At 42.2% G+C, this 24,083-nt stretch carries 23 protein-coding genes and 2 pseudogenes; 16 read left to right on the forward strand and 9 right to left on the reverse strand.

All coding sequences use genetic code 11. From position 1 onward, the window contains the following. The first annotated feature begins 45 nt into the window (after positions 1-45). The 3 genes and pseudogenes from aroB to NYE29_RS34635 all read left to right on the forward strand — a co-directional run bounded on the left by aroB (position 46) and on the right by NYE29_RS34635 (position 3,571). Positions 46-1,191, forward strand: coding sequence for a 3-dehydroquinate synthase (gene aroB, locus NYE29_RS19510; RefSeq protein ID WP_076114441.1), 1,146 nt, complete (start codon positions 46-48; stop codon positions 1,189-1,191). Next, entirely contained in the window at positions 1,184-2,008 is an 825-nt protein-coding gene (locus NYE29_RS19515; protein WP_340897120.1) for a hypothetical protein, read from the forward strand. The genes aroB and NYE29_RS19515 overlap by 8 nt, the downstream gene beginning before the upstream one ends. A gap of 877 nt (positions 2,009-2,885) precedes the next feature. Further along, positions 2,886-3,571, forward strand: a pseudogene (locus NYE29_RS34635) (ISL3 family transposase). Positions 3,572-3,690: 119 nt separating this feature from the next. Here the strand turns inward: NYE29_RS34635 and NYE29_RS19520 are convergent. After that, entirely contained in the window at positions 3,691-3,933 is a 243-nt protein-coding gene (locus tag NYE29_RS19520; protein ID WP_340897121.1) for a hypothetical protein, read from the reverse strand. 63 nt (positions 3,934-3,996) lie between these two features. Continuing rightward, positions 3,997-4,290: a hypothetical protein gene (locus tag NYE29_RS19525; protein WP_076114437.1), complete on the reverse strand. Its 294-nt coding sequence runs from the start codon at positions 4,288-4,290 to the stop codon at positions 3,997-3,999. Between the two features lie 724 nt (positions 4,291-5,014). Here NYE29_RS19525 and NYE29_RS19530 point away from each other — a divergent pair. After that, entirely contained in the window at positions 5,015-6,388 is a 1,374-nt protein-coding gene (locus tag NYE29_RS19530; RefSeq protein ID WP_076114436.1) for a UDP-glucose dehydrogenase family protein, read from the forward strand. Between the two features lie 17 nt (positions 6,389-6,405). After that, positions 6,406-7,431, forward strand: a complete 1,026-nt coding sequence (locus NYE29_RS19535; RefSeq protein WP_340897122.1) for a GDP-mannose 4,6-dehydratase — start codon at positions 6,406-6,408, stop codon at positions 7,429-7,431. Positions 7,432-7,542: 111 nt separating this feature from the next. Here the strand turns inward: NYE29_RS19535 and NYE29_RS19540 are convergent, their stop codons facing one another. The 3 genes from NYE29_RS19540 to NYE29_RS19550 form a co-directional block, all read right to left on the reverse strand. Further along, positions 7,543-8,265 (reverse strand): IS630 family transposase, encoded by a 723-nt coding sequence (locus tag NYE29_RS19540; protein WP_218642555.1) that lies wholly within the window; start codon positions 8,263-8,265, stop codon positions 7,543-7,545. Next, entirely contained in the window at positions 8,154-8,612 is a 459-nt protein-coding gene (locus NYE29_RS19545; RefSeq protein ID WP_340897123.1) for a helix-turn-helix domain-containing protein, read from the reverse strand. Before NYE29_RS19545 ends, NYE29_RS19540 begins: the two co-directional genes overlap by 112 nt. Positions 8,613-8,697: 85 nt before the next feature. Next, positions 8,698-9,090, reverse strand: a complete 393-nt coding sequence (locus NYE29_RS19550) for an IS5 family transposase (protein ID WP_076114433.1) — start codon at positions 9,088-9,090, stop codon at positions 8,698-8,700. 582 nt (positions 9,091-9,672) lie between these two features. On the opposite strand from NYE29_RS19550, the gene NYE29_RS19555 reads away from it, so the two are divergent. The 7 genes from NYE29_RS19555 (at position 9,673) to NYE29_RS19585 (ending at position 13,776) form a co-directional block, all read left to right on the forward strand. Continuing rightward, complete coding sequence (locus NYE29_RS19555) at positions 9,673-9,885, forward strand: NAD(P)H-binding protein (protein WP_076114432.1); 213 nt, start codon at positions 9,673-9,675, stop codon at positions 9,883-9,885. Positions 9,886-9,987: 102 nt separating this feature from the next. Beyond that, positions 9,988-11,085, forward strand: coding sequence for an MBL fold metallo-hydrolase (locus tag NYE29_RS19560; RefSeq protein ID WP_340899760.1), 1,098 nt, complete (start codon positions 9,988-9,990; stop codon positions 11,083-11,085). Between the two features lie 190 nt (positions 11,086-11,275). Next, positions 11,276-11,623, forward strand: a complete 348-nt coding sequence (locus tag NYE29_RS19565; protein WP_340899761.1) for a DUF6713 family protein — start codon at positions 11,276-11,278, stop codon at positions 11,621-11,623. Positions 11,624-11,639: 16 nt separating this feature from the next. Then, positions 11,640-12,395 (forward strand): class I SAM-dependent methyltransferase, encoded by a 756-nt coding sequence (locus NYE29_RS19570; protein WP_076114471.1) that lies wholly within the window; start codon positions 11,640-11,642, stop codon positions 12,393-12,395. A 135-nt stretch (positions 12,396-12,530) separates the two neighbouring features. Continuing rightward, complete coding sequence (locus tag NYE29_RS19575) at positions 12,531-13,016, forward strand: LURP-one-related/scramblase family protein (protein WP_076114470.1); 486 nt, start codon at positions 12,531-12,533, stop codon at positions 13,014-13,016. A 104-nt stretch (positions 13,017-13,120) separates the two neighbouring features. Further along, the gene (locus NYE29_RS19580; protein WP_340897124.1) at positions 13,121-13,369 is read left to right on the forward strand and encodes a hypothetical protein; all 249 of its coding nucleotides are present in this window, start codon (positions 13,121-13,123) and stop codon (positions 13,367-13,369) included. A gap of 152 nt (positions 13,370-13,521) precedes the next feature. After that, positions 13,522-13,776: a cold shock domain-containing protein gene (locus NYE29_RS19585; RefSeq protein WP_076114469.1), complete on the forward strand. Its 255-nt coding sequence runs from the start codon at positions 13,522-13,524 to the stop codon at positions 13,774-13,776. A gap of 168 nt (positions 13,777-13,944) precedes the next feature. Here the strand turns inward: NYE29_RS19585 and NYE29_RS19590 are convergent. Then, a pseudogene (locus NYE29_RS19590) lies at positions 13,945-15,446 on the reverse strand (alpha/beta hydrolase family protein). Positions 15,447-15,694: 248 nt separating this feature from the next. Here NYE29_RS19590 and NYE29_RS19595 point away from each other — a divergent pair. Next, positions 15,695-16,084, forward strand: coding sequence for a hypothetical protein (locus NYE29_RS19595; protein WP_340897125.1), 390 nt, complete (start codon positions 15,695-15,697; stop codon positions 16,082-16,084). A 486-nt stretch (positions 16,085-16,570) separates the two neighbouring features. On the opposite strand, the gene NYE29_RS19600 is transcribed toward NYE29_RS19595, so the two are convergent. Next, complete coding sequence (locus NYE29_RS19600) at positions 16,571-17,443, reverse strand: SDR family NAD(P)-dependent oxidoreductase (protein WP_340897126.1); 873 nt, start codon at positions 17,441-17,443, stop codon at positions 16,571-16,573. 152 nt (positions 17,444-17,595) lie between these two features. On the opposite strand from NYE29_RS19600, the gene NYE29_RS19605 reads away from it, so the two are divergent. Then, complete coding sequence (locus NYE29_RS19605) at positions 17,596-18,045, forward strand: MarR family winged helix-turn-helix transcriptional regulator (protein WP_340897127.1); 450 nt, start codon at positions 17,596-17,598, stop codon at positions 18,043-18,045. Between the two features lie 175 nt (positions 18,046-18,220). On the opposite strand, the gene NYE29_RS19610 is transcribed toward NYE29_RS19605, so the two are convergent. Further along, positions 18,221-19,372 (reverse strand): glycosyl hydrolase family 8, encoded by a 1,152-nt coding sequence (locus NYE29_RS19610; protein ID WP_340897128.1) that lies wholly within the window; start codon positions 19,370-19,372, stop codon positions 18,221-18,223. A 206-nt stretch (positions 19,373-19,578) separates the two neighbouring features. On the opposite strand from NYE29_RS19610, the gene uvrA reads away from it, so the two are divergent. Beyond that, positions 19,579-22,425 carry an excinuclease ABC subunit UvrA gene (gene uvrA, locus NYE29_RS19615; protein ID WP_340897129.1) on the forward strand — a complete coding sequence of 949 codons (2,847 nt, stop codon included), beginning with the start codon at positions 19,579-19,581 and terminating at the stop codon, positions 22,423-22,425. Between the two features lie 16 nt (positions 22,426-22,441). Beyond that, entirely contained in the window at positions 22,442-22,777 is a 336-nt protein-coding gene (locus tag NYE29_RS19620) for a hypothetical protein (protein ID WP_076114459.1), read from the forward strand. Positions 22,778-23,141: 364 nt separating this feature from the next. Here the strand turns inward: NYE29_RS19620 and NYE29_RS19625 are convergent, their stop codons facing one another. Beyond that, positions 23,142-24,050: an AraC family transcriptional regulator gene (locus NYE29_RS19625; protein WP_076113819.1), complete on the reverse strand. Its 909-nt coding sequence runs from the start codon at positions 24,048-24,050 to the stop codon at positions 23,142-23,144. Positions 24,051-24,083: the final 33 nt, after the last annotated feature.

Consider the following 24,083-nt stretch of genomic DNA (forward strand, 5'->3'; position numbering starts at 1 on the left):
AGAATGAACACATTTATTATTAAAACAAAGGGAGAATAGATTCTCATGACAAATATAAGAGTGAATTTAAAGAAAATTGTTGATAAGTCTTATAATATTGAAATTGGCAGAGATTTAATTCACCTCTTAGTTAGTGATCTCCAAAATGAATTAGTGCCTAATATAAAGAAAATAGCGATTATTACCGATTCAAAAGTAAAAGAAATATATGGTATGCAGTTTCTAGAAATCCTAAGATCCAACGATTTTGAATGTGATATATTTTCTATACCAAATGGAGAAATTTCGAAAACTAGAGAAACTAAGATAGCTTTAGAGGATCAATTAATATCTAAAGGATACGGTAGAGATAGTTGTATTATTGCTTTAGGAGGAGGAATGATTTCAGATTTAGCTGGTTTTTTAGCGGGAACATTTTGTAGAGGAATTCCATATCTAATTTACTCCACAACGCTGTTATCGGCAGCTGACGCATCTATTGGAGGGAAGACAGGTGTAGATACACCTTTTGCAACTAATCTCATCGGTATGTTTCATCAACCCCAAAAGGTGTATATTGACTTAAATACATGGAATACACTTTCAGTTAGAGAATTCAGAAGTGGACTTGCTGAGACAATAAAACATGCATGTATGGCCGATGAAGAGTTTTTTTACTACTTGGAAAGAAATATGAATTTAATCCTAATCGAAGACAATCTTCTTCTTGACTCAAGTGTTTGTGAACATATTGCGAGAAAAAATTGTGAGATTAAATATAGAATTGTTGAGAAAGATGAAGAAGAAAATAATTTACGACAAATATTAAATCTAGGACATACTGCGGGACGTGCTTTGGAAACGCTCAGTAATTATGAACTTCTTCACGGAGAAGCTGTAGTTATTGGACTAGTAGTTCAGATTTTTCTTGCAAACCAGTTAGGATATCTACCGATAGAGGATTTACGTAGAGTTTTAAATTTGCTGTTAAAAGCTGGGTTTTCTATTCAATACCCTCCAGAAATTGAATTCAAAACATTAATTGAAAAAATGTATACTGACAAGAAAGTGCGTAGTGGAGAAATACGTTTTGTTTTAATGGAGAAAATCGGACAAATGATGCGATTCGGAGAAGATTCTTATTCAAGAGTAGTCACGGAAAGTGAGATCTTACAAGCTTTGCATAAAATGAAGGTGGAAATTAATGGTTAGAAAGCTGCCCATGTTAGGATTAAAATGTTCGATTAACGAGAAGCAAATTTTAAATAGACTTTTTTATTCTCCTGATCTGATCGAACTTCATTTAAATGAATATGATTTGAATAACTTAACTCAACTTTCTAATATTATTCGTTATCTTAAGTCACTTGAAATCAAAGTATATCTCCATCAACCTCATACTTTTGAAGGTAAACCTTTAGATATCTTAAGCAACGATCTTAGATCTAAGGATTATTACGTTGATTCCCTTTTAAAGCTCCAAGAACTATCTAGTAGAGAAGAGATTTATTGTGTCATTCACCCTCATTATTCTCTGACAAAAAGTGGAACTCTACCGGATGAAAATAAAATAATACAAATGAATTCAGAACGAATGTATAATGCCTTATGGAAGCTATCGAGTAGATCATTAGATAGAATTTTATGGGAAAATTCTTGTTTAGGTATATTTTCAACTGAAAATCCTTTATGGACCTCTCATATTGTTAAACCGTTGGGAATTCGTCTTTGCTATGATATTAGTCATGCCTTTATAGGTTTTAATGGCTGTCAAAATGAATTGGAAAAAAGCATATTAGACAATAACGATCAAATTGATTACTTTCACGTTGTTGATAGTAGAGGTGAGCGAATTCATGATTCCCTAGCTCTGGGTAAAGGCAAAATTAAGTGGTCAACTCTTTACGAATATATTGTTAGTAAAAACTGTCTATTTGAGATAGGATTATCGGATCAATTTGATTGTAAACCTATGATTGATAGTTTTGAATATTTAGCATTCATAGGGGCTAACGAATCGAAAGAATAAGAGATACAAAGGTAATATAGCTCATACTGCGTTTAGTATGAGTGAGTAGGCAAATCTACTAATGATTTGTCCTGGTTACCGATGGAGAAGAGTTCGAGATCACCATGGACTTAGCTTTCAGCTGTAGTTATGTATCGCTGATTGAGGAGCGGGTGCTGATAAGCTGTATCATGAATTTTATTAGGCGAAGCGGTGCGAAGTAAAGGATAGATACTAAGCAGTATTTCTGAAAATACAATATTTAACAAGCAACTCTTCTACGGATTAGTTGCTTGTTGTTTTTCTAAGTTTTTTCAAGGTTGGCGACAAAAATCACTCATCTCGAACAAATAGATAATTAACAAAGAATGCACAATCAGTATACCGATTTTTTACTCCGACTGCCAGATGCAGAAATAAAGAAAGTCTTGGAAATCAATGAAAGCACTCTTTATATCGAAGTAACTCCCATCACTGTGAGACAAGCCTATCCATGTTGCAATCCATGGAAAACGTCATCCGCAAAGGACAGAATCGGTTCACCGAATTCGTCATCTGGGAATTGGAGGTCAAAGAATCTATCTTCTCGTTCCTGCCATCCGATTATTCTACAAGTCTTGTGAATGAGAATCCGTCTGGCATTATTCCTTTGTTGATCAGGGGAAGCGATATACGAAAGGTTTTGAACAGAAGAACTTCAGACGGCGCGCGTGGCTACGATCACACAAAGCGCAGAGCTTCATTTTTTTCAAACAGTACCATTTCATCATAAGCATGAGCAGTGGCCAGCCATCGAAAGTAATTGCTGCAAAAGCAAGGACGACAAGAAGCCGCCTTAATGTCCATACTTGTTCTGGGGATTGAAGATTTTGCCATTCGAAAAGGACACACCTACAATATGTGTATTCATTACTCGCGCGGCGAAATGCTACTGGATATTCTGCCTGGTCGAAAGCTGGAAGAACTAAGGGTTTCTGCCAAACAGAGTCCTGTTTATTTAGCACTTCGTCCCGTGGTTATTGTGTTGGATTTATCCTCGTGTTACCACAATTGGATTCGAGAATGTTTTCCTGAAGCCACCAGAGTGGCTGACCGATTTCATATGCAGCGGTATGTCGTAGAGCGGTTCATCCGATTCGCAAATCGTTCACTCCCACCCTAGGTCTACAAGCGAAAGCACATTTTACGGCAAAGCATCGCCTTCTGAATCCTCGCTTGGAATCCTTGTCTGTTGAAAAGCAGCAAGAACTGCGAGACATACTGGGATATTCCGCTTTGCTTAAGCAAGCTCTTGGAAAGAAAGTTTCAGTCAATAGAACGATTTCTCACCAAATGTACATACTGCCATACTGGTTCGTTCAGGGTAAACAAATTCAACAACCGACGATTACGGCTTGTTTAAAATCCATTAAAAATTGGAAATTATTGATCCTGAATTACCATCGTTGTCGCTGGACCAACGCTACGGTTGAGGGGTGGAACTACCAAATAAAAGCCTTTCAGTGTCGGCATTATTTTACTCGAAACTGCGAACGTTACGTGCAAGGGGTTCTCGTAGAATGCAACTATGCGCATTATGGTTAAATTGAATCAAGCACTAACTTTGGGTTTGAGCCGAAACATATTAAAGATATTTTTAGTATTTAAAGTTGTTAAGATGCCTTGATATCAAAATATATTTTTTAAAAGTTTACTTTTTGTCATTAGCGTTGCATTAAAATAACACGACTATCTTTTACATGGACGATATCTCTAAATTCGTTCCAAAGGAAAAATTTCTTTACTTTGAGCAAGCGTACGAATTCCCATAATGACTTGAAGTTGAAAGTTCCAGTTTGGTCAGTAGCAACAGCGCATAAGCGATCAGTCAGATCCATATATGATTCCAGACTGCATGTTATTGCTCGCCATAAAAGCGTGTTAGCTTTAATTGCTGGTTTATCCATCAAAAAAAGGTTTCAATCTTCCAACGTTTACGATTCAAGTCACCTATTTCTTCCGCCGTTAGTTCAAAACGATTGAATTAGAATGCGGACTGGATTTCCTATTAAATTCGTCGTTTCAATGAGCCTAAACACCATGGTGGTCTGCTTCTTGCCTTGACCGAGTTTCACCATATGGTTTCTTGTAATAAGCGAACCTTTCGCTACGTCAAACTCATCTTTCGTTTCAATAATGACATTATCCTTGAGACGTGTGACGAAAAAAACACCGTTCGTACTGTACTGATTATTTTTCCCGTAATCCAAATATCCACGGTCAAATACGTAGGTGATACCGTTCTCGTTACTCAGGGAATCCATCACCGTGTGGTAGGCCGGTTTTGCTGATGTAAACACTGCTTTGTCTGGGTATACGGTAGCAAAAAGCCACTTGCAAATGAAGTTTGACACCTGCTTTGGTTTTTAGGGATTCCGTCCAATTGTATTTACTCAGACATAGTCTCATAGTGGTCGAATCAAGCAACTTTACGGTTCCAATCCGAGAGCAAACTGGTTAACCTAGCTGAGCTAGCTGACCAACAAGGTCACAAAACAACTTTTGGAGAATATCTGGTGATAACTTGTTATTCCTCCGTGAGAGTTGAGATGCACTTATCGAACAAATTCAGAGTTCATTTGAAAAGCTTCAGTATGCGGAATGTCGGCAAAAATATCTCTTAATCCGCGATGTTGTTGAAGCTGAGCGTCGATGAAGATGAGGAGATAGGCTAATAAGCAAAGCTTCTTTTAATCACTGGATTCCACAGCCCAACCACGAATTAAATTTCGATTTATGGGTGCTACCCATTTACCAAATGACGATAAAAGTGTGTCCTTGTCTATGCGAGATCTCATATAGTTAGGATTTGGAGAGGATTACCTGCTCCCCTAATTATGGAGATTTTTATTAAATAAACGGAAGTAAATTATCAGTTGTAGCACAATTTATAAATTTACTGAGTGGGGTTTTATGCAACGCTATTGACTTTTGTATTTATTTGTTCCGTGGGATGATTTTATATTCGATAGAGGGGATAAATGAACAATGTCTAACAAAAATCATCTATTTAAAATTGCAGTAGCTGGAACTGGCTACGTCGGCCTAGTAGCCGGCGTTTGCTTCGCCGAAGTCGGTCATCACGTAACTTGTGTGGATATTGATAAGAATAAAGTTGAACTAATGAAATCTGGTGTATCCCCAATTTATGAAGCTGATCTGGAGGAACTAATGCAAAAGAATTATGCAGCAGGTAGACTTGAATATACTTCTGATTATAAGTCAGCTTATAGAGAAGCTGATGCGATATTCATAGGAGTTGGTACTCCTGAGCAGCCCGATGGATCTTCCAATCTTTCATATATAGCTAAAGTTGCAAGACAAATAGCAGAAACAATAGAAAAAGATTGCCTTGTTGTGGTGAAATCTACTGTTCCAGTAGGCACTAATGATAAGGTAGAGCAGTTTATTCACGATTTTCTACCTCGAGATGGCGGAAAGCCTACTGGTAACGGTAATGGAGTAGGTGAAGATATAAGAGTTGAGGTAGCATCTAATCCAGAATTTTTAGCACAAGGTACAGCAGTTAGAGATACTCTGCAAGCAGCAAGAATAGTAATTGGAACAGAGAGCAAATGGGCAGAAAATATACTGATGAAAATTTATGAGCCGTTTAATATTCCAGTCGTATCTGTTAAAAGAAGATCAGCTGAGATGATAAAATACGCATCTAATGATTTCCTTGCTCTAAAGATATCTTACATGAACGATATTGCTAATCTTTGCGAATTAGTAGAAGCAGATATTCAGGATGTATCAAGAGGAATGTCCTTCGATGAACGAATCGGAAGCAAGTTCTTAAATGCAGGCATTGGTTACGGAGGTAGCTGTTTCCCTAAGGATACGAAAGCACTAGAGTACTTAGCAAGACAAAATGGCTATGAGCTTAAGACAGTTAAAGCTGCTATTGATGTGAATACTAGCCAAAAGACAATTCTTTTTAAAAAAGCATCTAAAAGACTTATCACCTTTAACGGTCTAAAAGTAGCAGTGTTAGGATTGACATTCAAGCCTGGAACTGATGATTTAAGAGAAGCAGCTTCGCTTGAAAATATACCTTTGTTATTAAATCAGGGAGCAGAAATCCATGCTTTTGATCCTGTAGGAAAATCGAATTTTTCTAAGGAGTATCCAGAAGGTCGAAACGGAAAGGGAAGTATCAAATATGTTGAGAGCATAAGAGAAGCTCTTGAAGGTGCCAATGTCTGTTTTGTATTTACTGAATGGGGAGAGATTAAAGAAATACAGCCGGAAGTTTATAAAACATTAATGAGAATACCGTTGGTGTATGATGGTAGGAATTTGTATGGGGTTCAAGATATGAAGGAAGCTGGCGTGGAGTATTATTCCATCGGAAGATAGTTGAAGGGGCGAGCTATTTGAACGATATACCTGTAGATAACACGAGAACATTTCTAATTACTGGAGCAGCAGGTTTTATAGGATATTATTTATCTAAAAGGTTATTGGAGCAAGGGAGCCGAGTTATCGGTATTGATAATATAAATGATTACTATGATGTTAACCTCAAGCATGATCGTTTAAACCAACTGAAGTTATTTAGCCGTTTTGAATTCAGAAGAGTTGATATCTCATACAAGGACTTGATTATCAAGGTCTTTGAAGATTACAAACCGAACATTGTTGTAAATCTAGCAGCACAAGCAGGGGTGCGTTACTCTATAGAGAATCCTGATATGTACATTCAAAGTAATATCGTAGGTTTCTTTAACATTCTTGAAGCTTGTAGAAATCATCCAGTGGACCATCTTGTATATGCTTCATCTAGCTCAGTTTATGGCTCTAATAAGAAGGTTCCTTTTGAAGAATCAGATGTTGTAGATCAGCCGGAATCGCTATATGCAGCTACGAAAAAGTCGAATGAGCTAATGGCGCATACTTATAGTCATCTTTATAAGATACCGGTTACTGGTCTACGGTTTTTTACTGTTTACGGCCCAATGGGTCGCCCAGATATGGCCTATTATGGATTTACCCAAAAATATTTTGCGGGTGAATCTATTAAAATATTTAATAATGGTGATTTTAAAAATGATCTTTATCGAGATTTTACTTATGTAGATGACATTGTAGAGGGTATTGAGAGAGTTCTAAGTATAGCACCGACAGAAACAGTTTCTCATAAGGTTTTTAATATAGGAAATAACAGCCCTGAGAAGTTAATGGTATTTATTGATACATTAGAAAAGTGTTTAAGCAGGGCTACTGGTAGAAAAGTGATATTTAATAAAATATTTGAGCCCATTAAACTGGGGGATGTACCAGTAACGTATGCATCCACAGATTTATTGCAACATGCTGTAGGATTTAAACCAAGGACTTCCATAGAGGAAGGCTTACAGAAATTCGCTGATTGGTATGTGGAATACTATGATGCCAAATGATGTATTGTATTGAGCAAAATTCAAAGCTATGAACTAGTACCTTGACCAAATCAAATTTCAGGATACAAATGTTTTAACTTTCCTCGTGCCTGCTCAGTGGTAAATTGCCAATCAACGGATTTTTGGATTCGGTTGCGTTCGGTTTCCCCAAGCCGACACCTCGCCTTGCAATTCTTCAATAGAGACAATTCGGCGGTTCAGGCATTGAATTGTCAGTACACTGAGTTCAATCTCAGCGATGTTCAGCCAACTGCCATGCTTAGGGGTGTAATGAATTTCCAACCGTTTCGCCAAGGCTAAGGCCTGTTCAGGTGCTAAGGTTTCATACAAGGACGAGATCGTATGGGTATTCAGGTTGTCCATCACCAGCCGAACCCGTTTCGCTTCTGGATAGTGGACCTCCAGCAGCTCCTGTATCTGCAGAGCCCAGTCCGATTTAGTACGTCTTTCTGAAGCCTGCACGTGACGCCATCCCGCGAGCGGTTCTGTGAACAGAAACAGGCTGCAACTTCCTTTGCGAACATATTCGTAATCTTTTCGCAGAACCTGTCCTGGCTTCATGGTTTGTGGAGGCCGCGAATGATCGAGCAGTTGGATCGGCTGTTCATCCATACAAATGAGCGGGATTTCAGGGTCATAAGGAAGGGCGTAGGTCTCTAGGACGTCTTCCATCCAAGCGACGAACTCACTGCTCGATTTGGCGGGAATGCACCATTGTTTTTTCAGGTGAGGCTTAAGTTTTGTTTTTTTAAAGTCGTTCGAATGGTTTCTCGTCCGACAGATCCCAAAATATTCAGTTCGATGACTCGGCGGGTCAACAAACGAATGGTCCAGCGAGCATACCCCTTTGGGGGCTCAGAACAGGCTAACGCAATGATTCGGGCTTCCACCTCACCAGTGATCGGGGAAGGGCGTGCCGATTCAGCGCGGCGACGGTAACTAAGCGTCTCCTGAAGCCCACGTGTACAATAGTCTTTTACCGTATAAAAGACCGTCACATTACTGACTCCTGAACGACTGGCAATTTCAGTCTGCTTGGGGATGGCACCTTGATTTTCATCCGAAAGCAGCAGCACGAGACAGCGGCGGCGAATGCCGGGGGATGTTGAATCGGCATGAAGAAGTTGTTCGATCCATTCGCGTTCTTTCGGCTCCAGTCGAATCTCGTATTTTTTGTTCATTGTCTTACCCTCCCATATTTTTTTTATAGGAAGAGTGTAAAACTAGAATCAAAATCGGTCAAGGTACTAGGGCGTGTATTCAAACCTAAGCAAGCCAGATCATAATCGATGCGAGCGTCAAAAAGGTGCGAAAAGTACAGGCCAATTTATCAAAGCGAGTGGCTAGACGACGGTAATTCTTAGTTTTGTTGAAAAGGCATTCTACCAAATGCCGTTCTTTGTAGATTTCTTTATCCCATTTACATTGCACTGGACGGTTTTTCTTACTCGGAATAACAACCGTGGCATACTGTGCTTCCAATAGGCTAAGTTTTCGATTCGTGTCATACGCTCGATCGGCTAAGACTTGTTTTCGAGTCAAATCTAGGCTCTGGAGCATCTCATAATTCATCACGGAATCATGGCTTTGTCCAGCAGTTAGCTCAAAGCGCAAGGGATTCGCTAAGGCATCCACCAAGGCATGGGTTTGGTGGTTAATCCGCCTCTAGATCGTCCCATAGCCTGAAATTGTGGCCCCCATTTGCTCCGGCACGAACAATAGTGGCCTCTATCATTACGCTCTTGAAGTCAGGTTCGATCGAAACTTTTTCTAATATTTGATCCCATACTCCGGCCTTTTGCCATCGGCGAAACCGAATATACACGGAAGACCAGAAGTCGTAATATTCTGGCATATCACGCTACGGTGCACCTGTACAAGCTACGCAAAGCATGGCATTAAGCATCTTTCGATTGTCTTTTGGGGCCTTTTGCCTTTTGGATTAGGCACTTTTTCAAGCGAATTTTTGATTTGATCCCATTGATCGTCGCGTATTTCGTATCGTCTTTTCATATCTTTAATTTACCATCATTTAACTAAAATTTATAGTTTGAATACACACTCTAATGCACACTCTAATGCACGGAACCTGCCTTTTTAAGAATTGTAGATTTTCTATTTCTGTTTACAATTATACATACATAGTTGCTTCTTAATACACTAATGTGCATTTAAGTCGGAGGGGAATATTTCAATGAAAATTGCTATTATTGGAGCAACAGGGGGAACTGGAAGGAAGTGATGGAGCGGGCACTTGAATTGGGACATGAGGTTGTAGCCGTGGCTCGCCGGCCGGAAGTCATTACCCCTGCAGAGCGGCTCAGCACCCGGCAGGGGGATGTATTCGAAGCGTCGAGTATGGCCAAAGCCATTGCCGGTACAGATGTGGTAACAGTTGCATTGGTCCAACCAGTAACTTCTCGCCGGGTACCGCCATGTCGAAGGGAATCCTGAATATTCTTAAGGCCTGTCAGCGTGGTGAAGTTCATCGTTAACGATGGACATGATTTGGTGAATCTGAATGCTTATCAATCTTCAGGAAGGGATGGAAAAATAATGTTTTATGTTTTCCTTTTTTTAGTCGTATCAATCCTTTTAGTTTCATTGTTTATAGGTATACACCCAACGTTTGGCGGAAACTCAATTAAAAAACAAAAACTGGTGTATGGTGGGTTTGATAATTTTTCTAATGGGAAATTTGTTAATCAGGTTCCAACAAAGATGAACATGAGTGCTATGGATGTCCTCTCTATGATTAAGGATTCTATCACTGGAAGAAAAGATCGTAAACCTAGGGGGCCTATTCAGGTGTCAAACATTGATTGGAAACAAATAAAAAGTGAAGAAGATAGTTTAACGTGGTTCGGGCACTCTGCTTTCCTAATGAATATTGATAATAAAAAGCTATTGGTAGACCCTATGTTAGGACCTGTTGCTTCACCAGTTTCCTTTGCGGGCAGCAAGCGATACGGTAAAGATATGCTGCATATTATTGATGAAATGCCATTTTTGGACGCTGTTTTTATTACACATGACCATTATGACCATTTAGATTATCAATCCATTAAAAGACTAAAGAGTAAGGCCGGTCATTTTTTTGTTCCTCATGGAGTAGGTGCCCACCTCAATCGATGGGGAGTTACAAAAGAAAAAATTACAGAACTCAATTGGTGGGACGAAGTTGTGTTTCAAGGTTTAACTGTTGCTTTAACTCCCTCGAAACATTTCTCTGGTAGAGGAATGTTTAATCGCGATACTACCTTATGGGGCGGGTGGGTTATTCTTGGAAAAAATACACGTTTCTATACCAGCGGAGATGGAGGATATGATTCACATTTTAAGGAAATAGGGAAAAAATACGGACCATTTAACATTACCTTAATTGAAGGTGGTCAATATGATAAACGATGGCCTTGGGTACATATGACACCTGAAGAAGCGATTCAGGCTCATTTAGATGTAAATGGGAAGAATATGATGTTAATTCATTGGGGGGCTTTTACCCTTGCTTATCATGGTTGGACAGAACCGGTGGAACGAGCTATAAAAAAGGCAAACGAAGCAAAAGTTAAATTAATTACTCCTAAAATCGGCGAAACTACTCCATTAATTGGAGAGTTTTCCGTTCCTTTTTCATCATGGTGGAAAATTTAAGTTGGGGAATTCTGATATTTTATCAGCAAAACTGGCTGACCTCATAATACGAATGGGCAGTTTAACGGAACTCTCCATGTTTCGTAACGTAATTATTTAATGATTGTACCAGCACTCACCTAAAGTGGGATGTGATTAACTCTAGAATATCTCCAATAAGTGAGGTGTAACTTTGTCATCAATTTTACTAATGATTTTTTCAATTAATTTTGCTCTCCTGCTTTTGCACGAAATGGATGCAATAAGAGCTAAAGAATGGAGAATGTTTATAATCCTAAAAGATATGGAAGATAACCGCGTATTCAAAGTTTTTACAATTTTGCATCTACCGCTATATACTTTTTTATTGTTTTCATTTATAAGTCAACAACTTTTATCTTTCGTAATAATAGATCTATTTTTAATTTTTCACTCGATCGCTCATTTTTTCTTTGAGAAGAATCCAAATAATAATTTTAAGAACTTATACTCAAGATTAATTATATATCCAATGGGCTTATTGGGTTTGTTACATCTTCTTGGGTTAATGTATTTTTAAAGGAGAGTGACAAGAGATGAACAATAGAGAAAGATTTTCGAACCGGGTCGATTCATATTTGAAGTACCGCCCGAGTTATCCGAAAGAGGCAGTTGATTATTTGTACGACTTCGTCGGTTTGCGTTCGAACAGTAAAATAGCAGACATCGGTTCAGGTACAGGAATCTTTTCAAAGCTACTTCTGGAACGCGGAAGCTATGTGATCGCGGTCGAGCCGAATCAGGCAATGCGGGTAGCCGCCGAGCAAATGTTAGAAAGCAATCCGAACTTTCAGACTATATCTGGTTCTGCAGAATCTACTGGATTACCTGATCAGTCGGTTGAGTTTATTGTCTGCGCACAAGCGTTTCACTGGTTTGATCGCTTAGCAACGCAAACCGAGTTCCGTAGAATTCTACAGCCGGGTGGGAGAGTAATACTAATCTGGAACTCCCGTCTTACAAACGGTACTTCATTTCGTGAAGAGTACGATCAACTGCTTCATACATACGGAACAGACTACGAAAAAGTCAATCATAAAAATATTTCTCAGACGATGCTTCTCTCTTTTTTCAAGGAAGGTACGATGCATGAAGTGCGATTCAGAATGAGTCAGGAGTTCGATTTCGAGGGCTTGAGAGGCCGGTTGCAATCATCTTCCTACAGCCCTGTACCCGGGCATCCGAATTACAATCCGATGATGACGGAACTGCGAAATCTATTTGATAGGAATAATCAGGATGGTATCGTTCTATTCGATTATGAAACTGAGATATTTTGGGGAGAAGTATAGATCAAGCTTCGATTATTGAAAATCATGGTTATGAAACAAGCTGGCATAATTTTGAATAACCTATCTTTGATATACTTGGTTTATATTGTGTAGGAGACAAGAAATGGAAATATATTATATCGAAGGAGGCGGGGGATGAAGCAACTTTATATAAAGCAGAAAGTATTCAGTATAAGTGGAAAATTTACGGTAAAGAATCAGCAGGAGGAGGATGTTTATTATGTAGAGGGCAGTTTTTTGCAAATTCCAAAGACTTTCTCCATTATGAATACAACAAGAGATGAAGTCGCACTTATTACGAAAAAGATGTTCAGTTTTTTACCAAAGTTTTTTGTTGAGGTTAATGGTCGAGAGGTGTTAACGATTAAGAAGGAGTTTTCTTTCTTTAAAGCACGTTATACGATTGATTCTGCTGACATAGAGGTACATGGTAATTGGTGGGACATGGATTTTCAGGTTTTACAGCATGGTGTAGTCATAGGTGAAGTGAACAAGGAGTGGTTCACTTGGGGCGACAGCTACAAGATTCAAATATTGAATGAGGAGATGGAGGCAATCATGATTGCGTTCGTTGTCGCAATTGATTGTGTGAAGGCTGACCAAGCTGCTTCTCATCAGTGACTAAAATGTAATGATATTCTAATATTCAATAATTGGAACAATGGGGTAAAGTAGAATAATGGGACAAGTAATCAATAAAAAATAGAGGAGGCAACAAATATTTCATGGGCAACGACTTATACAGAAAACTAGGTGCATCCTTTCTAATTTCCGCTGGAGTAATCTATGCTATCGAACGTGCGGGCTCTTTGATAGCTCGCAGTCAAGAAATTGCAGTGTTATACGAAGCGAATATGTTCGATGCCCTACCTGAAACTCATATTACAGGCTTCTTCGATAATATCTTTGTGCCAATCCTTACGTTCCTTGGTATGATACTTTTCGTATATGGGTTCCCGAAAAAAATAAAATGAGGTAGCTCACTCAACGCGATGGGTACACATTATGGATAGTACCGCGAAGCACTAACGGGAAACGTTAATGAAAAAGTGGTTGCTTCATTCACCGCTTAGACAAAAAACTCAATCTTTATGATACTTAATAAAGTTACAGAGGAGGTACTTAAATGGCGGAAAGAAGATGTGGTATTGTCAAATGGTTCAAAGAAGATGAAGGTTACGGACGGATAATGCTAGACGGGCAGGACGATAGCCATGTTTTTGTTCACTTTAGCGAAATACGACCAGACCCTGTTAGGCTACCGAACGGCTTTCGGTTTCTTAAAGAGGGTCAAAAAGTTGCGTTCGACCTATTCGAGTTCCCGGGTATAGTTGATTCTCAGCGTAGGACAGCTAAGAATGTGCAAATTTTGGAGGACTAAAGGATCGAGACGTACTTCCTAAATGTATGGAGGGGCAAGACAGTAAAGAACAATGTCTATTCGTTCCTGATAATTGATAGACCGCCCCTTGCTCATAGCTAGCGGTTTATTTATTAACCCTGTCTACTTGAAGGGGAGCATATCAAAATCGGTAGCCTGTTCCGTAATTTATAATAGCGAGGTTGCGAACTTCACCTCCGGAAAGCGGCTATCCGGTCCTTTCATTAAGATTCCGCCTTGATTTTTCAGATACATATCGAAGAAATCCAGCATATAGGCATTGATAACGGAGTTCGCTCTTTCGGGCGCAATCTTTCCTGTAATGCCCAGCATTTTGAAAATCGGAGAAATGAACTGTACGTCGGCAAAATTCAAATGCTCCGTATTGTCGATATAGAGGACTTGTCCCCCTTCGTCGACCGTTTCGCGCATCCGTTCAAGCTCCAACTTTTTATCTTCCGTTACTTGATCCTCCCACTCTCTTGTTGAGCCCATACGGTTAAGCTCTGCATCCGTGTAGACCCGGTTATCCATCACCATTTTTAACTTTTTGAATTCGCTTTCCGAGTTGATGAACAAAAACGGCTTTCGCAGACCCTCTCTGTCACGCAGTCGATAAAGCCCTCCATCAAGGTCTATTCCAACCGCGATTCGCGGATCGTAAGAAGCGTCATAGGCCGTCGCTCCGCCGATGGAATGACCGAACACCCCGACATGACCGAGATCAATCCTCCCTTTTAGATGACTTGGAATCTGCCCCGATTGAATGAACTCGAATTGGTCCAGCGCAAACGCCACATCGCCGGTTAAAACTTTTCCCAACTTGTCGCGATTTCCGCTTTCCGTCCGGTAATCATGGTTGGGCGAGAATAAGTCGTTGGTTGTGCTGGTCGTGATTCGACCGTCCGGAAACTCGGTTGCAAATGTATTGTAGGTGTGGTCGATTACTGCCACGATATATCCGTGACTCGCGAGATTTTCGGCTTGCGACGTGTGGAGGAACCTGGAAGAGCCGAAGCCGGGATTCGCAAGGATCAGCGGGTATGAAGTCTGTGCCGAAGAAACTTCGGCCCCCGAATAAGCATGACTGGATACGTACTTCAGGTGTTGAAAAGTAAACCCGGGAAGGCGATAGTTCGCGGCCATATAACGTAAAATCTGGGTATCGGGAATAAAGGGAGCGTACTTGCCGTTGCCAGCTTGAGCCGGATACCATACCTGAACCATCAATTCCCTCTTGCCATCTCTGGCTCCGCCGAAAATCTCTTCCCTATTTGTATCCACGAAATGAAAAGTTTGCGTTCCTACCTTAAATTCGCCTGTCGGTTCAGGTAGTTTAAATACAGGAAAAGCATACATGAGACCCGTTGTTACGACCAGCATTATCGCTATAGCGGTATAAGCTGAACCCAACATGAATCGTGGGATTTTTTTTTGGCCGTTTTTTTAAAATAGCTATAACCTGAAATGGCTAAAAAAATGATCGTTATGCAATATGGGAAAAATAGCTGAACTCTGTATCCTTCCACCGTCCAATGAATGACCAGTAGAAGTGTGGCGATCCCGCTTGCAACGAATACTGGAATTCTACGCCGTCCTTTTTTTAATAGGATTGTTAATGCAAACAAGCCGATGTTTGACAAAAAAAGCAACAGTTCAAACAGCCTCATCTCGATTCTCCTTTTTAAAAATTCTTTTTTCATTTGTTCCAATCTTATCCTGCCAGGCTGGCCTGAGCTATCGATTTGCCTTACATCTACCTTACAAGTTTGAAATTCGATCTTGCCGGTCACATTTAAATATCCGTTATCTTTGGCATACCGAAGTTTTGGATTTATGATTGGATTATATGTAAAACACGATATGAAGCTAACTGAGGACGTTCAACGACTGCAAATTTCAAATAGGTGCTGATAATATGAAGAAAAGTACAAGGGAAATCAATGTTCGAGATAAAAAATACGTTTATGTTATTAACCAAAAGTACCACCAAGGTGTATGCGAAATCACTCTTTCTATATCATTAAAGGGACTGAAGAACATAACATGTTCCTTCCACTTTTGTACATGGGATGACCCGATTTCGGGAAGCCCTCTGTTAGTTGGTGTTCACATAAAGAAAATAACCTCGGGTGATATTGATGGTTTTAATTTACATTACCCAAGAATAGTTAAGCAGTTTGTTTTGTATGGTTTGGAAAATGGGTGGAATGGATCAAACAGAATTGAGTTTAACGATGGGCTGGAAATACTCAGTAATATGGGATATGACGTGTTATGGCTTAAACCGGGACACATTCAGCATTAAGTTACGTATTCCCATGCCAAAACAGATTTAATAAACTCGATTCTGGAAAAGTTAGGGGTAATCTAACGGGATACTAGTATGCGTTGGATATTCCTTATTTTACGGCAGGAGATGATACTTTGAAGTTTTTTATTGATTGGCTAAACCGCAATCGAATACGTCGATGCGAAGCCTGTCGCACTGAGCTTAGTATTTATGCATATACCTCCGGTGAATCGCAGATTTTGTATTGTGTTGCATGTAATGAATTTTATTATAGGGCAAACCCTAGCTCTCCCATATTTAAGTATGAAGTTCCCGAGGGGCTCTTGAAGATATGGGAAATGGACCCTTATAATAGATATTATACAGGGATTCCAATTAGCGAAGCATACGAACCCAAGTGGATTAAATTTCTCCGTAGATTATCAAAATAACGGGACACGATAGTTCAAACACGACATGTAGACAGCCAGTCAGTACGATCGGCTGTCTTTGTTGAATTGCCTACAGAAACCCCTTTTCTCTTAATAATTTTTCTGTGCTTTCCCACAACCTGCGCTGCATGGCATCATCTCCTCCGGGAGAGACTGGCTCAATGGATTGTCCTGTTCCGACATTAAAGTATCCACCCGTCTTTTTTAGATATTCCGGATCAACAATTAATCGGGTAATAATATCGGTTCCTCTTCGCGGATCTCCGAGGCGCAGGACTTTCAACAATCGTTCGAGTACGGGGGCGAACCAAAGTTCTCGTCCGAGTCCAGTAACATTAAATCCAGGATTCAGTGCATTTACGCTAATACCCGTACCTGACCACCGCCGCGCAAGTTCAGCCGAAAACATAATATTTAATAATTTGGTTTTTCCATAGACAGGGGATGAGCCGCGAGCGGTAAAGGGAGTTGTATCTGTTAAATCCTCTGGTAGCTTCAATATACCGTGACGGCGTGAAGCTTCAGAGGCAACATTGACAACTCTGGCATGGCTCGAGTTTTGCAGGGAAGGCTTTAGAATCTGTGTTAAAATCCAGGGAGCGAAATAATTGACGGTAATCATCTCAGGAAGACCCTCGGGGGTGATGCGAGGCTTAAAAGCATGAATCCCCACATTGTTCAACAGCACATCAATTTTAGGATATTCGGCAGCTATTTCACTCCCAACCCGCGAAACGTCCTTAATTGACGAAAAGTCTCCATAAAAGAAATCAATATTCGCTGAAGGTGCCTGCTCCTTAATGCGTTCTCTCGTGATTTCAGCGCGTTCTTTACTCCGGGCAGTCAAAATAAGGTCAAATCCGCGTTTTCCTAATTCGAGCGCGACAAGCTGCCCAAGTCCACTGGTAGCACCAGTAATGACAACATTTTCTTTATTAGCCATCGTCATTTCTCCTTCCTATGATACACTTTAAGAGTGGATAATCACTATAACCTGCCTATGAATTTAGTTGACATATATCCACTATATTGTTTTAGTTGATATATGTCAACTATTTAAAGGTTTGATTTAGACCTAAAGAAAGGTGAATAAGAATGAACGAGATAAACGTACCTAGGGATAGACTTGAGATTGAATTGGGCGAACAGCTTAATGCTCTCATTAGTTCTGCACATGCAGTAAACGTAAAAGCCGCTGCTAAATTCGATTCCTCCATACAGCCTGCTGCCTTCCATCTTGTTCGCTGGCTGTATTCCTATGGCGCCACTAATGCCGCCGCTTTAGCTGAATCAACAGCAATGGATCGAAGTTCGGTCAGTCGCCTCGTCAAACAACTTCAAGCTTTGGGATATGTAAAACGAGAAACGTCGGCTAATGATGGACGGGGAGTTGTATTATCTCTTACCGATTACGGGCAACAAAAAGTTTTAGATGCGCTAAAGGAAAAAGAGTCTGTGTACTATGAACGGCTCTCGGAATGGGAAGATGCAGAGCTTCATGATTTCATCCAAAGGCTGAGGCACTTTAATGGATTTCGTAGTTAAAGTGGAACCTATGACGCATTGCCAGAACAATTTGTAAAATCGAGTAGCACAAGGAGTTTTCTTGTTCCGCTAACAGGAAACATTAGCTCAATAAAACAGCGGCAGTCCAGGACTTTATTTCGTCCACGGCTGCCGCTGTTTTTATAGTGGGGGCTAGTCTAATGCTTTATTTACTTTATTCTTGCTGATAAATGCGGTAATTTCCGCTTAAGGCCAGCAGACTGAAGAAATACAGGCAGTTGTCGTAGTACCGGCGGACCCCGCTGCGCAGAGGCGTATTCCAGAAGAGCCTTGCGAACGGCTCCGCATCCGGTCCATCGGCAGCGAGCGAGGCCATGGACAGCGTAGCCAGGAGTCCGACCGGATGCAGTGCCATTTCCTCGAAAGGATGGCCGTCAATGGTGTACCGGCGGTAATCCGCAGGTTCAATGTCCCGGAAGAATTGCTGAATCCGGTTCGACTGCTCGATCTGCCAGGGATCGCTGCGGAACCATTCATAGTCCAGCGCAATATTGGCCGCTACGCGGTAGGCATCGCTGAAGAAATGCCGGAAATCGCCATGGGGCTGAGGAGCTGCAGGTGTGCCGTCGAAATTTGCGTATTCCGGGGAAAGGCCGGTTACCGGATGGCAGGCTTGATGCAGGTAGACTCTGCTTGCTTCCGCAGCCTCCTTCCAGAATGTGCGGTCCTGCTCGTCTGCCTCCCGGGCAAACAATTCGTAGAAATGAGGCAGATGGTAGGAAGGATCACTGAAAGGAGACTCGGGAACGAACTTGATCAGCTTGTTCGCCGGGTCCCACATCGGGTCTCCCTCACCTTGTTCTCCCTTATGCACGCAGGCGCGGAGAATCATCTTCGCCTGTTCAGAATAGTTGTACGGCTCCGGCCCGTCACCCCAGCGGCTGGAAGCGAAGAACAACGCCATTGCGAAGAATTCTTCACCGTCTGGTGCGGGTCCTTGGGACAGGCGGCTGCCGTCCGGCTTGCAGTGCCAGGCAAAATAATCCTTGTAGCGTCCTTCCGTATGCTGCATGAACACCTTGGAGAAAAGCCACAGCCGGTCGAATTCATCTTTCTTATTCATTTGCACAGCCATCATCATCCCGTAGGACATGCCTTCGGAGCGCACATCGGAATTTCCGGTATCCAGCATATAGGCTTTATCGTTGTCCGCCGGATAATAGATCCGCACATCGGGAGCCCCGTAGAACAAATCGTTCCACGCCTGTTCAAGTCTTGCTTGAATCTCCTCTTCCGTATAGCCAATCTCTCTGAACAGATTTCTATATTCATGCGTGTAATAAGAACCCTCTTTGTTAATGTTCATAGCACCCTCCAGTGGAACTGATTTTGCCCAAAGTATAGCATGGCGGAAGGTGAACAAATTAAAGCGTTTTCCCTGAAAAATATAGTTCAAACCTATTTTGATAAAAAAATAAAGTCTGAATAAATTACATTATATGGTAAAAACCCTTGACATGCATATGATAGAATTTATTTAAGAGTGTTTTTTTGTTCAAATTAGGAGGCCTTATGCATAAATATATAAGTGTTCACGGAGCCAGGGAAAATAATCTGAAGAATGTCAGTCTTAACATCCCACGCAACCAATTCGTAGTTTTTACCGGGGTAAGCGGTTCGGGCAAATCGAGTCTGGCTTTTGATACGTTGTATGCCGAAGGACAAATGCGTTATGTGGAATCGCTCTCGTCCTACGCCCGGCAATTTCTGGGGCTTAGGGGCAAGCCGGATGTCGATTCAATCGACGGACTTTCACCTGCGGTAGCCATCGAGCAAAAGACGACTTCAAACAATCCGCGTTCAACAGTGGGGACAGTTACGGAAATTTATGATTATCTGCGCTTGCTGTGGTCCAAGATCGGAATTCCCCATTGCCCCTCGTGCGGGAGAAGGGTCGAACGCCAATCTGTGGATCAGATTGTGGAACAGATCAGCAGTCTTCCTATCGGAACCAAATACGAAATACTGGCTCCCGTCGTCCGTGACCAAAAAGGAGAGCATCAGCATGTATTCGAACAGGCCAAACAAAATGGATATGTCCGGGTCCGGGTGAATGGGGAGGTTCATGACTTATCCGGTGAAATACGCTTGGACAAAAATAAAAAACACCAAATCGCAATTGTGATTGATCGTCTGATAGTGAAGGACATAGATGTTCAAAGGCTGTCAGACTCCCTGGAAACGGCATTGTCGCTCTCGGGCGATCTGGTCATTATTCGTCAAACCGCCAGCGGTGAAGAGACCTTATTCTCGCAGACCTATGCCTGCCCTTACTGCTCGATCTCACTGCCGGAGTTATCCCCGCGTATGTTCTCGTTCAACAATCATGAGGGTGCTTGTCCGGCCTGCTCAGGTTTGGGTTCGCATTTGAAGGTCGATCCGGGCAAGGTTATTCCTGATAAAAGCCGCTCGATCAACTCAGGCGGGATTGTGGCCAACGGCTGGAACAATGTCAAAAGTAATTCCTTTTGCAAAATGTACTATGAAGCGCTCGGAGCAAGGTATGGCTTTGATTTCGACACTCCGCTAGGCGAGCTTACGGAAGAAGCACTGGATGCGCTGCTGTATGGAACCCGTGGAGAGAAGCTTGAAGTGTACCATCCCAGTGAGGCCTTAAGAAAATATGTGAAAGAATCCTTTGAAGGCATTGTGAACAATCTGGAGCGGCGTTACCGCGAGACACAGTCTGAGGCGATGCAAAAAGAAATTGAAGAGTACATGTCCGTATTGCCCTGTCCGGATTGTCACGGTGACCGCCTGTCCCCAGTTGTTCTTGCAGTCACTGTTAACGGGTTGAATATATCGGAATTCTGCAGGTTATCCATTGACGCGGAACTGCAATTGATTAGAAATCTGAGCTTGTCGAAGGAACATTCCAAGATTGCCGGTTCTATTCTTCAGGAGATTGATTCCAGGTATCAGTTCCTGAACAACGTAGGGCTGAACTATTTAACGCTTTCCAGAGCTGCCGGAACTTTATCGGGCGGTGAAAGTCAGCGCATTCGTCTGGCGACGCAGCTCGGTTCCGGGCTGATGGGCGTACTATATATTTTGGACGAGCCTTCGATTGGGCTGCATCAACGGGATAATGACCGCCTGCTGCTGGCTTTGAAAAAAATGCGTGATCTCGGCAACACCTTAATCGTCGTGGAACACGATGAGGATACCATACGGCAGGCGGACTGGATCGTGGACATTGGTCCTTATGCCGGTACGAATGGCGGTGAAGTGGTGGTGCAGGGGGGACTTGAAGACATCCTGGCGGAGTCCCGCTCCATTACGGGCCAGTATCTTTCCCGGCAAAAGCAGATCCCCGTACCTGAAACGCGCCGTGCCGGAACTGGGCAACAGCTAACCATTACAGGGGCAGCCGCCAACAATTTGCAGGGAATTCATGTGTCGATTCCGCTCGGTACGTTCACATGTGTCACAGGGGTTTCAGGCTCAGGTAAGTCTAGTCTGGTCAACGAAATCCTGTACAAAAAGCTGGCAGCATCGCTCAACAGGGCTCATACCGTTCCCGGAGCTCACCTGAGCATAGAAGGAATGGAGCATCTGGACAAGATCATCAATATCGACCAACAACCGATCGGACGCACCCCGCGATCCAATCCGGCCACCTATACAGGTTTGTTTGATAATATCCGCACGTTGTTCTCGCTCACCAATGAAGCGAAGATTCGTGCTTATGGCCCGGGACGGTTCTCTTTCAATATAAAAGGGGGGCGTTGTGAGGCTTGTGCGGGCGAAGGACTGATTAGGGTGGAAATGCACTTTCTCCCGGATGTCTATGTGCCCTGCAGCATTTGCAAAGGGCGAAGATACAGCCGTGAAACGCTTGAGGTCCACTATAAAGGCAAGAGTATTGCGGATGTACTGGAAATGACGGCTCAGGAAGCAGTTCAGTTTTTTGAGAATATTCCTAAAATCCGCAAAAAGATCGAAGCGCTCTGCAGCGTGGGACTCGGTTATATTAAGCTCGGGCAATCGTCCACCACATTATCCGGAGGGGAAGCGCAGCGGGTAAAGCTGGCAGCAGAGCTGCTGAAGCCGGCTACCGGGTCTACTATTTATGTCATGGATGAACCGACGACGGGGCTGCATTTTTCAGATGTGCATCAATTGATTGATGTGCTGCATTCGTTAACCGATGCGGGCAATACCGTAGTCGTTATTGAACATAATCTGGATTTGATCAAAAATGCAGATTACATTATTGATCTGGGACCTGAAGGTGGAGCGGAAGGCGGAACGATTGTATGCACAGGCACGCCGGAGCAGGTAGCTTCTGTTGAAACGAGCTATACAGGCCAATATTTAAAAAAAGAGCTGGATAAAAGTTGTGTGCAGAGTGGATGAAAGGAGCATTGCCGCAATGAACTGGGTAAATGAACAAATCTATCATACCGGGTATGGCCCTGGAATTGTCGTCAGCCATATCGACGGACGGATAAGCGTGTTATTTTCTGACGCCATTGGTGAAAAAAGCTTTCTGTACCCGGAAGCCTTTGAGCGCTATTTGAAAACAGCCAATCCTTCTTTTCAGGAACAAGCTGCTGCAGATTTACAATTGAAAATGGAGCAGGTGGCGGCAGAAAAGATTCGCCAAGAGCAGCTTCGTATAGAAGAAATCCATAAGCTGGCTGAGGAAAAGCTGGCAGCAAAGAGCAAAGCCCGCAAGAAAGCAGCGCCGCGGAAGAAGAAAATTTAATCACTATATAGATTGAACTTATAATTCTTCTATTTTGGGATTGGCCGAGACTACAGAGAATGTTTGGACTTCCGGCCGCTGTTAGGTTTGGATTTCCTGAATTTAACCGCGATTCGCGGTAGAAATCCAAACCTAAAGGCGGACGCTATCGCTCCTACAGTTCCAAAATTCCCCCACTTCTAAAGTGGTGGGATGAATGTCAAGGGTCTTCTTTCTTCATCCTATATTGTATATACAAAGAAATCGCTTCTTTTTGAGATGGTTGGTGGCACTTCCATGATACCAAAAAGGGCGATTTCTTTTTTTGCGTTTTTTTAAGATTGCATAAACTTGTTCTGCTCAAAAAACCCGGGGTGTCCCAAGCTTATTCGTCCGTTGATCCCCGATACTCGCGCGGTGATTTGCCGTACCAGCGTTTGAATTGCCGGCTGAAATGGGCAATATCACGGTAACCCAGAATACCCGAAATCTGGCTCACGGATAAGCTGGGGTCATCCAGAAGTACCTTTGCTTCATGAAGCATTTGCTCAGACAGAAAGACTCTGGGCGACATGCCAAAGACTTGCCGGAATACACGGTAACAATGTGAGGCGCTGATCCCAAGCTCTGCAGCAATGTCATCAATGCCGTAATGGCTGTCGTAAGGCAGTTCCAGCTTGAATTGCTGATAGACCAGTCCCTGCAGGCGGCTGCGGATCTGGTGGGCAAGCTCTACCTTCTCATAAGTAGTGGACGAAGATAAATGAGCATCAATGGAAAAGGCCTCCCACAGCTGGGCGAACAGATCGAAAACTGCGGACTGCAGCCGCATTCGCTGGGACATCGTAATATCTCCGGCAATTGACTTTGAAATCTCCACCAGTTTAGAGAGAACCGGACCTAATTTATGGGCAATCGTGCTGTCAGATTCAAAGAGAACATGGTTCAGGCGGCTCAGCAGGGAGATCAGGATCTTGTCATCGATATCAAAATGAATGCAGAAATAGGTGAAGGGCTTGCCATTGCCGCTTTGACTGGAATGTGAATCTCCGGGCCTTAGCAGGACCAGATCTCCGGCCCGCTGAGTATAGCTGTGATTATTTACGATAATCAGCTGTTCTCCTTCAAGCACATAATTAAATTCGTATTGAGGGTGAGCATGGACGGGATAATCCCACTCTCCACTTACCTTTCGCAAATGCATACCGAACAGATTAAGGGTTGTTTTCACATCCGGTATAATCGTTTCGCTGATACTTTGTCCAAGTACAGGCGGCAGAAATGCTGAAACCACAAGAAGCCCCCCCGATTGTTTGAGTTCTGTTTT

It is taken from the genome of Paenibacillus sp. FSL M7-1046 (assembly GCF_038007405.1).
GTDB lineage: Bacteria > Bacillota > Bacilli > Paenibacillales > Paenibacillaceae > Paenibacillus_AQ.

Bases quoted from the DNA above. Each gene is read 5' to 3' on its own strand.
- aroB (WP_076114441.1), top strand. From the start codon at position 46: ATGACAAATATAAGAGTGAATTTAAAGAAAATTGTTGATAAGTCTTAT.
- NYE29_RS19515 (WP_340897120.1), top strand. From the start codon at position 1,184: ATGGTTAGAAAGCTGCCCATGTTAGGATTAAAATGTTCGATTAACGAG.
- NYE29_RS19520 (WP_340897121.1), bottom strand. From the start codon at position 3,933: ATGGATAAACCAGCAATTAAAGCTAACACGCTTTTATGGCGAGCAATA.
- NYE29_RS19525 (WP_076114437.1), bottom strand. From the start codon at position 4,290: ATGGATTCCCTGAGTAACGAGAACGGTATCACCTACGTATTTGACCGT.
- NYE29_RS19530 (WP_076114436.1), top strand. From the start codon at position 5,015: ATGTCTAACAAAAATCATCTATTTAAAATTGCAGTAGCTGGAACTGGC.
- NYE29_RS19545 (WP_340897123.1), bottom strand. From the start codon at position 8,612: ATGAACAAAAAATACGAGATTCGACTGGAGCCGAAAGAACGCGAATGG.
- NYE29_RS19555 (WP_076114432.1), top strand. From the start codon at position 9,673: ATGGAGCGGGCACTTGAATTGGGACATGAGGTTGTAGCCGTGGCTCGC.
- NYE29_RS19560 (WP_340899760.1), top strand. From the start codon at position 9,988: ATGTTTTATGTTTTCCTTTTTTTAGTCGTATCAATCCTTTTAGTTTCA.
- NYE29_RS19565 (WP_340899761.1), top strand. From the start codon at position 11,276: ATGATTTTTTCAATTAATTTTGCTCTCCTGCTTTTGCACGAAATGGAT.
- NYE29_RS19570 (WP_076114471.1), top strand. From the start codon at position 11,640: ATGAACAATAGAGAAAGATTTTCGAACCGGGTCGATTCATATTTGAAG.
- NYE29_RS19575 (WP_076114470.1), top strand. From the start codon at position 12,531: ATGAAGCAACTTTATATAAAGCAGAAAGTATTCAGTATAAGTGGAAAA.
- NYE29_RS19580 (WP_340897124.1), top strand. From the start codon at position 13,121: ATGGGCAACGACTTATACAGAAAACTAGGTGCATCCTTTCTAATTTCC.
- NYE29_RS19585 (WP_076114469.1), top strand. From the start codon at position 13,522: ATGGCGGAAAGAAGATGTGGTATTGTCAAATGGTTCAAAGAAGATGAA.
- NYE29_RS19595 (WP_340897125.1), top strand. From the start codon at position 15,695: ATGAAGAAAAGTACAAGGGAAATCAATGTTCGAGATAAAAAATACGTT.
- NYE29_RS19600 (WP_340897126.1), bottom strand. From the start codon at position 17,443: ATGGCTAATAAAGAAAATGTTGTCATTACTGGTGCTACCAGTGGACTT.
- NYE29_RS19605 (WP_340897127.1), top strand. From the start codon at position 17,596: ATGAACGAGATAAACGTACCTAGGGATAGACTTGAGATTGAATTGGGC.
- NYE29_RS19610 (WP_340897128.1), bottom strand. From the start codon at position 19,372: ATGAACATTAACAAAGAGGGTTCTTATTACACGCATGAATATAGAAAT.
- uvrA (WP_340897129.1), top strand. From the start codon at position 19,579: ATGCATAAATATATAAGTGTTCACGGAGCCAGGGAAAATAATCTGAAG.
- NYE29_RS19620 (WP_076114459.1), top strand. From the start codon at position 22,442: ATGAACTGGGTAAATGAACAAATCTATCATACCGGGTATGGCCCTGGA.